Origin of the sequence: Rhodococcus sp. BP-261 (assembly GCF_019835205.1) — a bacterium.
GTDB lineage: Bacteria > Actinomycetota > Actinomycetes > Mycobacteriales > Mycobacteriaceae > Rhodococcoides > Rhodococcoides kyotonensis_B.
The window spans coordinates 33,182-48,429 of the sequence record NZ_JABUCO010000003.1; the positions used below are offsets into that span (position 1 = coordinate 33,182).

The window sequence follows — 15,248 nt, forward strand, 5'->3', positions numbered from 1 at the left end:
TCCCGCGAATCACGACAGCAGAAACGGCCCCTGCGGCTCATGAGGCGTCAGCGGCACCACACCGAGGTGCGGCTGCTCCACACGAGGCAAGCACAACACCCTAGGAGTTCCCATGCCACAGCCGAACCACCTCCCTGGGCCCAACGCCGACATCTGGGATTGGCAGATGCACGGCGTGTGCCGTGGAGTCGACTCGTCGATGTTCTTCCATCCCGACGGTGAACGCGGACGCGCCCGCGCACAGCGCGAGATGCGCGCCAAGGAGATGTGCCGCACCTGCCCCGTACTGGCTCAGTGCCGAACGCACGCACTGAGTGTCGCCGAGCCCTACGGCATCTGGGGCGGAATGTCGGAGACCGAGCGCGAGATGCACGCACGGCACGCGCGCCGCCGCATCGCGGTCTAGACGAGCCAGGCGCACAACCGATCGACCACCGAGAACGGCCCCCTTCGTCACGGAAGGGGGCCGTTTTCGTTCGGCCACTCGGTGGTCGACTATGGGTTCGCTCACATACCACCCTGATTTGAACGGTTCCAGAAACCGATTGCAGGGCTTATAGCCGGGCGCTATCGAAGATCGCGGGATCATCGATTGGTGCGATCAATCTTCGGTCGTTAGGGTCGAAAACCGACACACCAACAACCGAGAACGAATGAGGCTGTACATGTCGCTCATCAACAAGAAGATCAAGCCCTTCACCGCGGAGGCCTTCAAAGACGGTGCGTTCGTGACTGTTTCGAACGAGGACATCACGGGCAAGTGGGCCATCTTCTTCTTCTACCCGGCCGATTTCACGTTCGTGTGCCCCACCGAATTGGGCGATCTCGCCGATCACCACGAAGAACTGCAGCGCCTCGGCGTCGAGGTGTTCTCCGTCTCCACCGACACGCACTTCACGCACAAGGCGTGGCACGCGTCGTCCGACACCATCGGCAAGATCAAGTACACGATGATCGGTGACCCGACTCTGAAGATCAGCACCGACTTCGAGGTGCTCCGCGAAGAGCAGGGCCTCGCAGACCGCGGCACCTTCCTCGTCGACCCGGACGGCGTCGTCCAGTTCACCGAGGTCACCGCAGAAGGCATCGGCCGCAACGCTGCCGAGCTGCTCCGCAAGGTCAAGGCCGCGCAGTACGTTCGCTCGCACCCGGGCGAGGTCTGCCCCGCGAAGTGGGAAGAGGGCGAAGACACCCTGGCCCCGTCGCTGGAGCTCGTCGGCAAGATCTGATCCACGCGACAGCAAGCATGCGGCGGCACGGGGCGTTCGTCCCGTGCCGCCCGCATCTTCCCTGTTCGGATCGCTCGGCTCGAGCCGAGAAGTTCGCCGACCGAAGTGACCGCCCTTTCAATCACAGGAGTAACACTCGTGCTCGAAGCCGCCCTCGCCACTCAACTGAAGTCGTTGCTGGAGAAGGTCACTCAGCCCATCGAGCTGGTGTCCTCGCTCGACGACAAGCCCAAGTCCGTCGAACTCGGAGACCTGCTCGACCAGATCGCCGGCCTGTCCGAGTCGGTCACCCACTCGCGCACCGGCACCGATCCTCGACGTCCGTCGTTCGCTATCCGTCGCGTCGGCACCGACATCGAGGTGCAGTTCGCCGGCATCCCCCTCGGTCACGAATTCACATCCCTCGTGCTCGCGCTTCTGCAGGTCGGTGGACACCCCTCCAAGGAAGACGCCGCTCTGCTCGCTCAGGTGCGAGACCTCGAGGGCGACTTCTACTTCGAGACCTACTTCTCGCTGTCGTGCCAGAACTGCCCGGACGTCGTGCAGGCACTGAACGTGATGGCCGTCCTCAACGCGAACGTCAAGCACATCGCGATCGACGGCGCCCTGTTCCAGGACGAGGTCGACGATCGCGGCGTCATGGCCGTGCCGTCGGTGTTCCTCAACGGTGAGCCGTTCGGATCCGGACGCATGACTCTCGAACAGATCGTCGGCAAGCTCGACACCGGTTCCGCCGAGCGCACCGCGACCGCGATCTCGGAGAAGGACCCTTTCGACGTCCTCGTCGTCGGCGGAGGCCCTGCAGGAGCGACCGCGGCGATCTACGCCGCCCGCAAGGGAATTCGCACCGGTGTCGTCGCCGAACGCTTCGGCGGACAGGTGCTGGACACGATGGGCATCGAGAACTTCGCGTCCGTCGCCTACACCGAAGGCCCCAAGTTCGCAGCCGAGCTGGAGAACCACGTTCGTCAGTACGACGTCGACATCATGAACGTCCAGAACGCCACGAAGCTCACCCCCGCGGCCACCGAGCAGGGCCTCGTCGAGATCGAACTCGAAAGCGGTGCACGCCTGCTCTCGCGCAGCGTCATCCTGTCCACCGGTGCCCGCTGGCGTTCGATGAACGTCCCCGGCGAGACCGAGTACCGCAACAAGGGCGTCACGTACTGCCCGCACTGCGACGGCCCGCTGTTCAAGGGCAAGCGCGTCGCGGTCATCGGTGGCGGTAACTCCGGCGTCGAGGCCGCCATCGACCTCGCGGGCATCGTCGAACACGTGACCCTCGTCGAGTTCGACAGCCAGTTGCGCGCCGACGACGTGCTGCAGCGCAAGCTCCGCAGCCTGCCGAACGTCGACATTCTGCTCAGCACGCTGAGCACCGAGGTCATCGGCGACGGCGCCAAGGTCACCGGTCTGGCCTTCACCGATCGGACCACCGACACCTCTCACTCGGTCGCTCTCGACGGCGTGTTCGTCCAGATCGGTCTGCTCCCCAACACCGAATGGCTGTCCGGCAGCGTGGATCTCACTCCTCGCGGGGAGATCGTCGTCGACGATCACGCTCGCACGTCGGTGCCCGGTGTGTTCGCGGCCGGTGACTGCACCACGGCCCCGTACAAGCAGATCATCGTCGCCGCCGGATCGGGCGCGACCGCCGCTCTCGGCGCGTTCGACCACCTGATCCGCACCAGCACCCCGGCCGAGGAATCGGTCGCGGTCGGCTGACCCGTAACGATCCGACGACCCGGTCCGCATGTGCGGGCCGGGTCGTTATGCTTTCGGGCTTCCCACCCGTCGAAACCGGCAACTACCCTGGCGGCATGGACCCGCTGACGACGCGGTACGTCCAGCGCGACGGTCACGCACTCGCCTATCAAGCTGCGGGTGCAGGAAACAGTGCAGTCGTGTGGTACTTCGAGATCGGCCTGCACCCCGACCTGATGTGGACGGACCCACATCTCCACTACCTGCTCGACCGGATCGCTGCACAGAGCCGCACATTCGACCTGCAACGCCGGGGCCTCGGAATGTCCGACCCGGTCGACCGCATCCCCACGCTGGACGAGCAGGCAGAGGACCTGATTGCCGTCATGGACGCGGAAGAGCTCGACTCCGCTGTGGTCTGCGGGACCGGAAGTACGTGCGGTCCCTGTCTGCTCGCAGCCGCACTGCATCCCGACCGGATATCCGGACTGGTGTTGAACACGCCGTTGGTCGAAGGGCTCGTGCGCTCCGACGGCACCGTCCCTCCCGGATGGGAAGGACATGACCTCGCCGGCTATGTGTCGGGCTGGCAGGACGCGTACGACGCCTGGGGTTCGGGGAGCTCTCTGTCCATGTGGGACTCCACGACGAATTCGCCGTTGAACCGCCGCTTGATGGGCTTGCTGGAACGGTCCGCAGCGTCTCCCGCAGTTGCTCGCGTGCACCTCGAATGGACGCTGCGACAGAATCTCTGGGACGTTCTCGGCTCGGTGCAGTGCACCACGCGAATCCTGCAACCGGGTGGATCGCCGCGTCCGCAGTCCGTCGCACAGCGGATAGCCCACGCAATCCCCGGCGCGACGCTGCACGTCCTTCCACCGCCGAACCCGGCGCAGCGCTCGGCGAAGCATGGCTGCCGGTTCTCGAGAACGTCGAGGCGGTGCTCGCACGGGAGGACGCTCGGCCGGTCGACATCGATCGTTTTCTCGGCTGCGTCCTGTTCACCGACATCGTCGACTCGACTTCACTGCTCGCGACGCTCGGTGACCACGACTATCGAGACCTGCGCTCGGCACACGAGCGCGATGTCCGCCTGGCCGTGGACACTGCGGGCGGCCGGTTGGTCAACGTGACCGGTGACGGCACGTTCAGCGTCTTCGACGGCCCGACCGAGGCAGTGCGCTGCGCCGAGACCGTCTGCCGTGATGGCCGGAACCTAGGCTTGGAGGTCCGCGCGGGCGTGCATTCGGGCGCTCTCGAGCGCAGCGGATCCGACCTCACCGGAATGACCGTGCACACCGGGGCACGCATCGGCGCCCTGGCCGGGCCGGGTGAAGTCCTCGTCTCCGGTACCGTCCGGGACCTCACGGGTGGTTCCGGCCTCACCTACACCGAGCGAGGTACGCACACCCTGAAAGGCGTTCCCGGTCGATGGCCTCTCCATGCGTTGACGGCCGACGTCGCCACCCCGGTCCCGCGCCGACGCCCGCGACTCACAGCCGTGGATCGTGCTGTTCTCGCCTCGGCCCGACGCATACCGTCGGCGCTTCGGGCGGCCGCACGCGTCGCGTACGTGTGGCAGCGACGACGCAGCCATCGACAGTGAACACGCAGAACGGCCCCCTTCCGGGTTCGGAAGGGGGCCGTTCTGCGTGTTACGAGTCGATCAGTGGCTGTGACCGTGGCCGGCAGCCGGCTCTTCCTCGTCGGCAGGCTTCTCGACGACGGCGCTCTCCGTCGTAAGGATCATGCGTGCGACGGAAGCAGCGTTGACGACGGCGGAACGCGTCACCTTGACCGGGTCGACGACGCCGTCGGCGAGCAGGTCACCGTAGGTGAGTGTCGCTGCGTTGAAGCCGTGCCCTGCACCCAGCTCGGCAACCTTGGAGACGACGACGGACCCGTCGATGCCCGCGTTGGTCGCGATCCAGAACAGCGGCGCGTTGAGTGCGTCGCGAACCACGGCGACACCGGTGGCCTCGTCGCCCGACAGCCCGAGGTTGTCTGCGAGCGACAGAGCAGCCTGCGTCAGGGCGGTACCGCCACCGGGGACGATTCCTTCCTCGACAGCAGCCTTGGCTGCGCTGACCGCGTCCTCGACACGGAACTTGCGTTCCTTCAGCTCGGTCTCGGTGGCAGCGCCGACCTTGATGACGGCGACGCCGCCCGACAGCTTCGCAAGGCGCTCTTCGAGCTTCTCGCGATCCCACTCGGAGTCGGTGGCTTCGATCTCACGACGCAGCTGACCGACGCGAGCGTCGATGTCGTCCTGCGTGCCCGCGCCGTCGACGATGGTGGTCTCGTCCTTGGTGACGACGACGCGACGTGCCTTGCCGAGGAGCTCCAGACCGGCTTCCTTCAGGCTGAGGCCGACATCGGAGGTGATGACCGTACCGGCGGTGACGACGGCGAGGTCGTCGAGGAACGCCTTGCGACGGTCCCCGAAGAACGGCGCCTTCACGGCGACGGCCTTGATCGTCTTGCGGATCGAGTTGACGACGAGCGTCGACAGAACTTCGCCTTCGGTGTCCTCGGCGATGATCAGCAACGGCTTGCCGCTCTCGGCGACCTTCTCGAGCAGCGGAAGGAAGTCGGGAAGCGACGTGATCTTCTCGCGGTACAGCAGCACGAAGGCGTCTTCGAGGACTGCCTGCTGCGCGTCGACGTCGGTGACGAAGTACGGCGACAGGTAACCCTTGTCGAACTGCACGCCCTCGGTGACGGCCAATTCGGTGTTCAGAGTCGACGACTCCTCGACCGTGACGACGCCGTCCGCGCCGACGCGGGTGAGCGCCTCGCCGACGAGCTCGCCGATCTCGGGATCGCGCGACGACACGGTGGCGACCTGCGCGATCGCTTCCTTGCCGTCGACGGGCGTCGACGCGGCGAGAAGCGCCTCGGCAACCTTGTCGGCCGCTTTCGCGATGCCGGAGCCGAGTGCGATCGGGTTCGCGCCCGCCGCGATGTTCTTCAGACCGCCGCGGACGAGAGCCTGCGCGAGCACGGTCGCGGTCGTCGTTCCGTCACCGGCGACGTCGTTGGTCTTCGTCGCGACGCTCTTGACCAGCTGCGCGCCGAGGTTCTCGAACGGGTCTTCCAGTTCGACCTCGCGAGCGATCGAGACGCCGTCGTTGGTCACCGTCGGGCCACCGAATGCCTTGGCCAGTACGACGTGCCGTCCACGCGGGCCGAGCGTCACCTTGACGGCGTCGGCGAGCTTGTCGACGCCACGCTCGAGAGCGCGGCGCGCGTTCTCGTTGAATTCGATTTGCTTGGACATCTCTTGGGGCAACTCCTTCGAGGAGGAAAGTACGTGAACGCAGTCCGCCCCGGGACCGAGTGAGTCGGGCTCCGGGGCGGAAGGCGTGAGGCTTACTTGGCGATGACAGCCAGCACGTCGCGTGCCGACAGGATCAGGTACTCCTCGCCGGCGTACTTGATCTCGGTGCCGCCGTACTTGCTGTAGATGACGGTGTCGCCTTCTTTGACGTCGACCGGGATGCGGTTGCCCTTCTCGGTGACACGGCCTTCGCCGACGGCGACGACGGTGCCTTCCTGAGGCTTTTCCTTGGCTGTGTCGGGGATGACCAGACCAGAGGCGGTCGTCGTCTCGGCCTCGTTGGCCTGGACGAGGATCTTGTCCTCGAGCGGCTTGATTTTCACGCTCGCCACGTTGAGCCCTCCATTGGGTACGGGGTACGCGTTCGGGGTCGGATCCCCGAACTGCTGTATCTGTCTTCTACTTCGACGGCTCTGTGCTCGTTCCCGTCGTCGCGGGTGCCGGGACTTCGCTCAGCGCTGACTAGCACTCTATACACGCGAGTGCCAGCACTCAAGGTTTAGGTTCGCCAGAATCGCCGACGGCGCTACGCCTCCAGCGAAAATCCCGCCATCGCGTCGCGCACACGCGGCGCAACTTCCTTACCGAGCAATTCGATCGCGCGCAGCACCTTCTCGTGCGGAAGTGTCCCGACGCTGATGTGCAGCATGAAGCGTTCCAGTCCGAGTTCCTGCGCCGTGCGCACGATCTTGTCGGCCACGACGTCGGGGTCGCCGATGAACAGCGATCCGTCAGGTGAGCGAGAGTCGTCGAACGACGCCCTCGAGATCGGCCCCCATCCGCGCTCGCGGCCGATGTGCGACATCGCGACTCGATAGGGAGGAAAGAACTCGTCGGCCGCGGATTCGGTGTCGTCGCCGACGTAACCGTGCGCGTGAACGGCGATCGGTGCCGGGCTCATGCCGTACTCGGTCAGCGCCTGACGATGCAGATCGGCGAAGGGAGCGAACCGTGCCGGCTCGCCACCGATGATCGCCAGTGCCATGGGCAGACCGTACGACGCCGCCCGAATCACGGATTCGGGATTGCCACCGACGCCGACCCACACCGGCAGCGGATTCTGGAACGGCCGCGGATAGACCGCATGATCGACCAGCGCACTCCGATGCGTACCGGACCACGTCACTCGCTCGGAGTCGCGGATGGCCACGAGCAGGTCGAGCTTCTCGGCGAACAGTTCGTCGTAGTCGGCGAGGTCGTATCCGAAGAGCGGGAACGATTCGACGAACGAACCGCGACCGGCGATAATCTCCGCACGTCCGGACGACATCTGGTCGAGCGTCGCGAAATCCTGGAACACACGGACGGGATCGTCGGAACTGAGAACGGTGACCGCGCTCGTGAGACGGATCTCGCGCGTCGACCCGGCGATGACTCCGAGTACGACAGCGGGCGACGACGCCGCGAAGTCCTCACGGTGATGTTCACCGACGCCGTAGATGTCGAGCCCGCCTGCTTCGGCCTGCTGCGCTTCCTCCACTACTTGACGCAGACGGTCTCCGTGGGAGGTGGTCAAGTTCGTCTGCGGGTCCGGATACGTCTCGACGAAAGTGGTGACACCCAGTTCGAAGGGCTGTGTACTCATGACACGAGGTTAGTGTTTGCGGCGCGCCTGTCCTCGTCGGATGGCTGCGACGAACAATCTGCCGCCGAGCGCGATGATCAACAGATTGCAGACCATCTGCACGGTGACGATGGCGCGCGTGAAATCGGTCGAGGCTGCGATATCGCCGAATCCGACGGTCGCGAACACCGACATCGTGAAATAGAGGCTTCCCATTCTGGAGACCGGTTCGGTGAAATTCTGAGAGGACGCTGCATAGGCCAGGTAATAAATGGTCGAAAAACCGATCAGATATGCCGGAATCACGGCCGCGAGGGCTTCGACGGCCTGAACCGCCGGATAGTCGGATCGAATCACCCTGACCACCTGCCACGCGCAGACGACACCCACGACGACGAGTACCAGCGCGAGCAGAGCCACCGTCGTGATGTCCCTGATGTCCTTCATCGGAACGACGAAGTAGACCGTGGTCAGGACGAGGGCGGTGACGAGCGGCCGTGCGATCGCGCGTCGCAACAATGCTCGACGCTGCTGGTCGGTCAACGCCGAATAGGGGTTGCGTTCGTCCATGATCACCTCGATGGCTCCGACGAAAACAGCGAACTTCCTTGTCATAGCGTTTTTCGAGTGCCGAGTTTCACATACGCGGGAATTGTTCTGTAACGTTAAGATAACGGGGCGTGATAGTCGGCGCAGAGCTGTGCGCGCGAAAAGCAGAAATTCTCGGGGCGCGATGACCGACGAACAGGGCAGGAGGTGCACGATGCGAGTCGGACTCGGAGTCTCGACGGGAACCGAAGTCGTGTGCGCCGCCCTCGTCGTCGCCGAGGACGACGGCTCGACCACCGTCGAGTACCGCACGGTGTCGGCCGATTCTCAAGCGAACACCGACATCGGGGAGCTCGTGGCCTCCGCCGTCGAGCTGATGACGTCGTTGGCGCCCGTCTCTGCCGGTCACGGCACACATTCGACCGAACGGCACCAGCCGGACGCGATCTCCGTGTCGTACCGCACTCCCGAACAGGCAGCGTCGATACGGTCGGCACTTGCGCAGTCCCGCCGTACCGTCGCCTTGATTCCGGAGACCACCGCCGCCCATGCGTTCCTGGCCGAATCCGGTCTCATCGCCCGCTACGGCAACGTCGCGATCGTCGACGTCGGCGCGTCCGGCACCACCGTGTCGATCGTGGAGTCGTCGTCGGGCGTCGTACATGCAAGCGAGCGCACCGACACCTTCGGTGGTGACGTCGTCGACGCCCTGGTCAAGGACCTCGTTCACGGCGATCCCACCCGCCGCCGCGACGTGCGTGACGACCTTCGCGACGAACGCGGCGTCGGTTCGGCCCGCTACCGCTCGACGAAGGAACACCTGTCCACCCACGATTCGGTCGACCTCGGCACGTCCACCGTGAGCCGGGCAGATCTCGATGCCGCGATGCGCCCGCTGGTGACGACCGTGGCGCAGACTGCGGCGCGTCTCGCCACCGATCACGACGTCGATGCAGAGGCCGTCGTGCTGGTCGGCGGCGGCGCGAACACGCCGTCGATCCGCACCGTGTTCGAGGCAGTGCTCGGCGTGCCGGTTCTCGTGGTGTCCGAACCCGACACGGTTCTCGCACAGGGAGCCGCGCAGGTGTCCCTCACCGGAACCGGGCATCTGTACCCCACCATCGGTGCGCGCGGCGACGGCCAGACGAAGTCCGTCGGTCGCTTCTCGGGCGCACTGGTCGGCGCGCTCGTCGTCGGCGGAATCGTCCTGGCATACGGCGTGCAGATGTTGGTGCCGTCCGACGACGCGGGCTACTCCCCCGCAGGCTCCGCTTCCCCGTCGCAGCCGCAGACGTCTCAGGTCGGCGAGGAGGTGCCGAACGCGACGACCGGCACTTCGTCGGCAGCCACGTCGCGTGAGCCCGCCCCCGCCCTGTCGACCGACAGCGATGCGTCGTACTCGCCGCGGCCGACGTCGCCAGATGCCGTCCCGGCCACGCCTGCTCCGTCGTCGACCCGCACGCCGACACTGCATCCGGCGCCGGACCTGCCGCTCATCCCGTACCCGGCACAGCCGACCGAGCCGTCGCCGCCGCCGGTGACCCGGACGCCGGAATCGTCGACGCCTCCTCCGCCCGAGAGCACGACCGAACCCGTGAGCCCCACGCCGTCGCCGGGAGGACCGACAGAAAGCCCGTCCGACACACCGCCGAACTCGTCGACGGAGCCGACGGAGCCGACGGCCATCGTGACCGTGCCGTCCATACCGACCACGGTCGTCGACAGCTCACCCACGTCACCGGAATTGGCTCCGCCGCCCACCGTGTGGTCCCCGCCTGCACCCACGCCCAGCGCGTCCGCGCAGCCTGCGCCCACGACGGCGTCGCAACCGAACCCGACCACCACGTCGAGCGAGTAGGTACTAGTCGCGCCCCGACACGATCGAGGTGGACACTTCGAGTCCCGGATCGGTCGCGGCACGCAGGTCCGACGGCGCGGCTCCCCCGGCGACGAGGTGCGCACCCAACGACGCGATCATGACCCCGTTGTCGGTGCACAGACGCGGCTTGGGGATGCGAAGCGTCAAACCTGCTGCTGCACAGCGTGACTCGACCAACGAGCGAATACGCGAGTTGGCGGTTGCGCCGCCACCCAGAACCAGGGTGTCGACCCCGACGTCCTCGGCCGCGCGCACGGCCTTCATCGTAAGGACGTCCGCGACGGACTCCTGGAACGACGCGGCGATGTCCGCCACGGGGATTGTGTCACCGGCACGCTTGCGCGCTTCGACGAATCGGGCCACCGCCGTCTTCACACCGGAGAACGAGAAGTCGTAGCGGGCGTCCCTCGGACCGGTCATGCCACGCGGGAATGCGATGGCGTGCGGATCGCCCTCGCGCGCAGCGGCATCGAGCGCGGGCCCACCAGGGAAACCGAGGCCCAGCAACCGCGCCACCTTGTCGAACGCTTCACCCGCTGCGTCGTCGACGGTGGTGCCGAGCTCGGTGATCGGCGAGCCGAGATCCTTCACGTGCAATAGATGGGTGTGGCCGCCCGACACCAGCAGCGCGACGCACGACGGCATCGGACCGTGCTCGATCGTGTCGACGGCGACGTGTCCGCCGAGATGGTTGACGGCGTAGAAAGGCACTCCCCATGCTGCCGAATATGCTTTGGCTGCAGCAACTCCCACCAGGAGGGCACCGGCAAGACCAGGACCGATCGTGACTGCGACGGCGTCGGGACGGTCGATGTCCGCGGCCGCGAGTGCACGACGCATCGTCGGGACGATCGCCTCGAGATGCGCGCGCGACGCGACTTCGGGCACGACGCCGCCGTAGCGCGCGTGTTCGTCGACGCTCGATGCGACCTCGTCGGCGAGCATCTCGCACACACCGGGCTCGCGCCACCGAACGACTCCGACACCCGTTTCGTCACACGAGCTTTCGATTCCCATGACGATCACGACAGTTCACCTTCACTTCCAGCTGCCGGACGCCGCATCGTGTACGCGTCCGCGCCGCTCGGCTGATAATAGTTGCGCCGGGTGCCGACGACGACGAAGCCTTCGCGCACATAGAGTTCGATGGCAGCGGTGTTGTCGGTGCGCACTTCGAGGAACACCGGGCCGCCGTGCCGATCTGCCGCAGCGAGAAGGTCGTTCATCAACGCGCCGCCGACTCCGCGGCGGTGCATCGACGGGTCGACGCCGATGGTGTGCACTTCGGACTCCGCAGATTCACCCCGCCCGAGCAGGGCGATACCGGCATACCCCACCAACAGGCCGTTCTCGCGCGCCGCAACGTAATGATTGTGCGGCGCAGCGAGTTCCGACAGAAACGCCTGTGCCGTCCACGGGTCGTCGCCGGGAAACAACACCGTCTCGAGCTCGGCGCACGCCTCGGCGTCGGCTGGTGTCAACGGCGACAGCGTCACGGTCACGACGACGCCTTCTTCTCGGCCGCGCGCTCGTCGAGAGTCTTGGCGTCGGGCCTGCGCAGATACAGCGGAACGAGCGGAGCCGGGTCGATTCCGTCCGTCAGCAGATTCTGTGCTGCCAGAACGAGTCCCGTCGGGCTCGGCGACGTGATTTCGCGCGCGGGCAGATCGAACAGCGCGGTGTGCGGCGGCGAGCCTGCGGTCGCTGTGGCATCCGCGACATCGAGCGCACCGGGGGCGCAGACGTCCGGCCCTGCCACGCGGACACCGTCTCGGTAACGCGCCCAATAGATTTCGCGTCGGCGAGCGTCGGTGATCACGAGCAGCTCCGACTCGTCGGCGAGTTCGGACGCGATGCCGTCGAGACTGCAGACGCCGTGGACGGGGATGGACAAGGCGTCACCGAATGCGGCCGCGGTGGCCATACCGACACGAAGACCGGTGAACGGTCCCGGTCCGACGCCCACGACGACGGCACCCAAGTCACCGGGCGCCAGGCCGGCGTCGGACAGACATTCGAGAATGTTCGGGGTCAGGATCTCGGCGTGCAGGCGAGCGTCGACCACCACGCGCTGCGAGACAGGAACGACGGTTCCGTCGGTGAGCCGCACCACACCGGCGGTGACGGCGGGCGTGGAGGTGTCGACGGCGAGAACAAGCACGGTTGTTCAGGGTACCCGCACGTCAGTGCGCCTACGACGCCGCATCGGACGACTCGACGCGGCGCACCTGCACGGTTCGAACGTCGGATTCGGGGTCACGCCGGATTCGCACCGACACGTGCCCGTCGCTCAGCTTCTCGACCAGCCCCTCGCCCCACTCGACCACGACCACCGCACCATCGAGGTCGGTGTCGAGATCCAGGGCGTCGAGTTCGTCGAGAGCCGACTGACCCGTCATGCCCAGTCGGTACGCGTCGACGTGCACGAGAGCCACCGGGGCATCCCCGTTCGGGCGCACTCCCGGTCGATGCTCGCGCGCGATGATGAACGTCGGCGAGCTGACACGGCCCCGCACGCCGAGGCCGGCCGCGATACCCCTCGTCATCGCGGTCTTGCCCGCGCCGAGCGGACCGTCGAGCACCACGAGGTCACCCGCAACGAGTTCTTGCGCGAGCCGGTACCCGAACGCTTCGGTGTCGGCTGCCTCGGGCAGCAAGATCTCCCGCCCGTCGAAGAACAGCTCGTCGTGCTCAGCCAATGCCCCGCCGCCCCGCACGTCGTCGACTACGCAATTCGGTTGCGCGCGAACCCAATCGGATCAGAGCAGCATTGACCTTGTCGGGGAACTCCAGCTGAACCAGGTGCCCGGCCTGACGGATGCGCACCATCTCCGATTCCGGCAACGCGTCGGCGAGCGCCTGCGAGCTCGCGAACGGAATGATCCAATCGTCGTCACCGCAGATGACCGACACGGGAATGCGCTCGAGTTCGGCCAGAGCATCCTTCTCGTCGTGGAGTTCGAGCGTCTTCAGGAAATTGACGATGGTCACGACGGACGTGTCGTCGATCATCGACTGCGAGAACTCGACGAGGCGTGGACTGACCCGCGTGCCGTACGACGCGGCCCGCAGCACCGGAGCGATCAAGGCGCGCACCGCGCCCCGCCCGAACTGGACCACGCCAGGCGACGTCCGCACCGCGAGCCGGAACGCGTCGACGACGGGATTGTCGAGACTGCGACCGAGGCCCGTCTCGGCGAGACCTGCTGCCGTCGTCGAGATGAGTCCGACGCCGACGACCCTGTCTCGCACCGATTCCGGGCGCTGGCGGACCATCGACAGAATGGACATGCCACCCATCGAGTGGCCGATCAGCATCAGGTGCCCGCGCGGGGCCACGGCACGGATGACGGCGTCCAGATCGAGGCCGAGTTGCTTGATGGTGCAGCTCTCCGGCGTCGGGACACCGGAGCGTCCGTGCCCGCGCTGGTCGTAGAAGACCATGCGAACGGAGGAGCCCCACTCCTGTTCGAGGGCTTGCCTCTGAAAGTGCCACGACGCCATGCGGAGGCAGTATCCGTGCACGAACACGACGGTGATCGGCGCGTCGGAGGGACCCACTTCTCGCACGGCGAGCGAAACCCCGTCGTCGGCCGTCACGATCGACCCGCGATCGGCGTCCATCAGGTCCAGGTTCTCACCTGCCAGCGGATCCTTGTTCGACCTCAGAACCGTCTCGCGCAAGGCGATGCCGACGCTGCTGACGATGCCGAAATTGGACGACCACTTCACGCCTGCACCTCCCCCGCTGCAGTGTTGCCCGCTCCGACTCCCCCGAATTCGCGCTTGATTCGCCCGCCGATGCCGGTGACCACCTCGTAGTGGATGGTGTCCAACGTGTCGGCCCAGTCCTGCGCGACCGGCTCGCCGTTCTCCCCGGAGCCGAACAGTACTGCAGTATCGCCGACCGCGACGCCTGCGCCGTCGGACCCGAGGTCGACGACGAATTGATCCATGCAGACGCGTCCGACGGCGGGGAACCGACGGCCACCGATGCCGACGTCGAAGCGGCCGCTGAGGTTGCGTCGGACGCCGTCCGCGTAACCCATCGGAATCAGGGCGACGACGGTGTCCTCCGGCGCGCTCCAGGTGTGCCCGTAGGACACTCCCTGCCCGGCACGGACCTTCTTCACCAGCGCGACCTTCGTCGACACGGTCATGGCCGGCCGCAGACCGAAGTCTCCGAGTTCGGGTATCGGCGACAGACCGTAGGCAGCGATTCCGGGTCGCACGAGGTCGAAGTGCAGATCCGGCCGTGTCAGAGTGGCCGCGGAGTTCGCGAGGTGAGTGACCTCGGGGTGCAGGTTCGCCGCGCGAAGCCTCGCCACCGCGGCGCGCAACGACTCGGCTTGCTCGTCGTTGGCCGGATGATCGGGCACATCGGCGCACGCGAGATGGGAGAACACACCGCGCAGCCGGGCCGTGCCGTCGGCCACTGCGCCGCGGAGCACGTCGATCACGTCGTCCAGGTCCGCGGGGTCGATTCCGTTCCGGTTCAGTCCGGTGTCGATCTTCAGCGTGACCGTGGCTGCCCTGCCGACCGATCGCGCGGCGGTGAGGACCGCCTCGAGCTGCATCGTCGACGACAGCCCCAGTTCGACATCCGCGACGATCGCAGGCGCGAAATCGGTGTCCACGTGGTGCAGCCACGCCAGGATCGGCGCAGTGATGCCTGCGTTGCGCAGAACGAGAGCCTCGTGGACCGTTGTGACGCCGAGTTCCCGCGCCCCAGCTCCGAGAGCCGTGCGAGCCACCTCGACAGCACCGTGGTTGTAGGCGTCCGCCTTGACTACGACCATGACCCCGGCGCCACCCGCGTGGTCGCGCAGAATTCGTACGTTGTGCGCTATGGCGTCGAGATCGACGAACACCGTGGACACGGCATCCGAATCACCGCGATCCCGGTCGATAGGTTCCGTCGTTCCACTCTGCACAGCATTCGATAGTGCCATTCGACCCCGCCGAAGCCCCATTCGACCCGAC

16 protein-coding genes are annotated in these 15,248 nt (G+C 66.4%); 6 read left to right on the forward strand and 10 right to left on the reverse strand.

All coding sequences use genetic code 11. The features are described from left to right. Positions 1–112 precede the first annotated feature (112 nt). The 5 genes from HQ354_RS04345 to HQ354_RS25850 all read left to right on the forward strand — a co-directional run bounded on the left by HQ354_RS04345 (position 113) and on the right by HQ354_RS25850 (position 4,539). Positions 113–406 (forward strand): WhiB family transcriptional regulator, encoded by a 294-nt coding sequence (locus tag HQ354_RS04345; RefSeq protein ID WP_068432169.1) that lies wholly within the window; start codon positions 113–115, stop codon positions 404–406. A 259-nt stretch (positions 407–665) separates the two neighbouring features. Then, positions 666–1,229, forward strand: coding sequence for an alkyl hydroperoxide reductase subunit C (gene ahpC / locus HQ354_RS04350; protein ID WP_068432471.1), 564 nt, complete (start codon positions 666–668; stop codon positions 1,227–1,229). 138 nt (positions 1,230–1,367) lie between these two features. Further along, positions 1,368–2,954, forward strand: coding sequence for an alkyl hydroperoxide reductase subunit F (ahpF, locus tag HQ354_RS04355; RefSeq protein ID WP_068432172.1), 1,587 nt, complete (start codon positions 1,368–1,370; stop codon positions 2,952–2,954). 95 nt (positions 2,955–3,049) lie between these two features. Continuing rightward, positions 3,050–4,066 (forward strand): alpha/beta hydrolase, encoded by a 1,017-nt coding sequence (locus HQ354_RS04360; protein ID WP_308115129.1) that lies wholly within the window; start codon positions 3,050–3,052, stop codon positions 4,064–4,066. After that, positions 4,033–4,539 carry an adenylate/guanylate cyclase domain-containing protein gene (locus tag HQ354_RS25850; RefSeq protein ID WP_371828823.1) on the forward strand — a complete coding sequence of 169 codons (507 nt, stop codon included), beginning with the start codon at positions 4,033–4,035 and terminating at the stop codon, positions 4,537–4,539. The genes HQ354_RS04360 and HQ354_RS25850 overlap by 34 nt, the downstream gene beginning before the upstream one ends. 60 nt (positions 4,540–4,599) lie before the next feature. Here HQ354_RS25850 and groL read toward each other — a convergent pair whose 3' ends face one another. The 4 genes from groL to HQ354_RS04380 form a co-directional block, all read right to left on the reverse strand. Continuing rightward, the gene (gene groL / locus HQ354_RS04365; protein WP_068432175.1) at positions 4,600–6,213 is read right to left on the reverse strand and encodes a chaperonin GroEL; all 1,614 of its coding nucleotides are present in this window, start codon (positions 6,211–6,213) and stop codon (positions 4,600–4,602) included. A gap of 92 nt (positions 6,214–6,305) precedes the next feature. Then, positions 6,306–6,605, reverse strand: a complete 300-nt coding sequence (gene groES, locus HQ354_RS04370) for a co-chaperone GroES (RefSeq protein WP_008718149.1) — start codon at positions 6,603–6,605, stop codon at positions 6,306–6,308. Positions 6,606–6,799: 194 nt separating this feature from the next. Beyond that, the gene (locus HQ354_RS04375; protein ID WP_167677439.1) at positions 6,800–7,858 is read right to left on the reverse strand and encodes an LLM class flavin-dependent oxidoreductase; all 1,059 of its coding nucleotides are present in this window, start codon (positions 7,856–7,858) and stop codon (positions 6,800–6,802) included. Positions 7,859–7,867: 9 nt separating this feature from the next. After that, on the reverse strand, positions 7,868–8,452 hold the full coding sequence (locus tag HQ354_RS04380) for a potassium channel family protein (RefSeq protein ID WP_240931167.1): 585 nt from the start codon (positions 8,450–8,452) through the stop codon (positions 7,868–7,870). A gap of 148 nt (positions 8,453–8,600) precedes the next feature. Here HQ354_RS04380 and HQ354_RS04385 point away from each other — a divergent pair, with 148 nt between their 5' ends. Next, positions 8,601–10,244, forward strand: coding sequence for an Hsp70 family protein (locus HQ354_RS04385; protein WP_167677441.1), 1,644 nt, complete (start codon positions 8,601–8,603; stop codon positions 10,242–10,244). Between the two features lie 3 nt (positions 10,245–10,247). Here the strand turns inward: HQ354_RS04385 and tsaD are convergent, their stop codons facing one another. The 6 genes from tsaD to alr are packed head-to-tail and all read right to left on the reverse strand — an operon-like array spanning position 10,248 to position 15,217. After that, on the reverse strand, positions 10,248–11,291 hold the full coding sequence (gene tsaD, locus HQ354_RS04390) for a tRNA (adenosine(37)-N6)-threonylcarbamoyltransferase complex transferase subunit TsaD (protein WP_167677443.1): 1,044 nt from the start codon (positions 11,289–11,291) through the stop codon (positions 10,248–10,250). Beyond that, positions 11,288–11,767 (reverse strand): ribosomal protein S18-alanine N-acetyltransferase, encoded by a 480-nt coding sequence (gene rimI / locus HQ354_RS04395; RefSeq protein WP_068432187.1) that lies wholly within the window; start codon positions 11,765–11,767, stop codon positions 11,288–11,290. The genes tsaD and rimI overlap by 4 nt, the downstream gene beginning before the upstream one ends. Beyond that, complete coding sequence (tsaB, locus tag HQ354_RS04400) at positions 11,764–12,426, reverse strand: tRNA (adenosine(37)-N6)-threonylcarbamoyltransferase complex dimerization subunit type 1 TsaB (protein ID WP_222634246.1); 663 nt, start codon at positions 12,424–12,426, stop codon at positions 11,764–11,766. Before tsaB ends, rimI begins: the two co-directional genes overlap by 4 nt. 31 nt (positions 12,427–12,457) lie before the next feature. Further along, positions 12,458–12,964, reverse strand: coding sequence for a tRNA (adenosine(37)-N6)-threonylcarbamoyltransferase complex ATPase subunit type 1 TsaE (tsaE, locus tag HQ354_RS04405; protein WP_222634247.1), 507 nt, complete (start codon positions 12,962–12,964; stop codon positions 12,458–12,460). Beyond that, the gene (locus HQ354_RS04410) at positions 12,957–13,997 is read right to left on the reverse strand and encodes an alpha/beta fold hydrolase (RefSeq protein ID WP_374107293.1); all 1,041 of its coding nucleotides are present in this window, start codon (positions 13,995–13,997) and stop codon (positions 12,957–12,959) included. Before HQ354_RS04410 ends, tsaE begins: the two co-directional genes overlap by 8 nt. Further along, positions 13,994–15,217: an alanine racemase gene (alr, locus tag HQ354_RS04415; RefSeq protein ID WP_222634248.1), complete on the reverse strand. Its 1,224-nt coding sequence runs from the start codon at positions 15,215–15,217 to the stop codon at positions 13,994–13,996. The genes HQ354_RS04410 and alr overlap by 4 nt, the downstream gene beginning before the upstream one ends. Positions 15,218–15,248 lie beyond the last annotated feature (31 nt).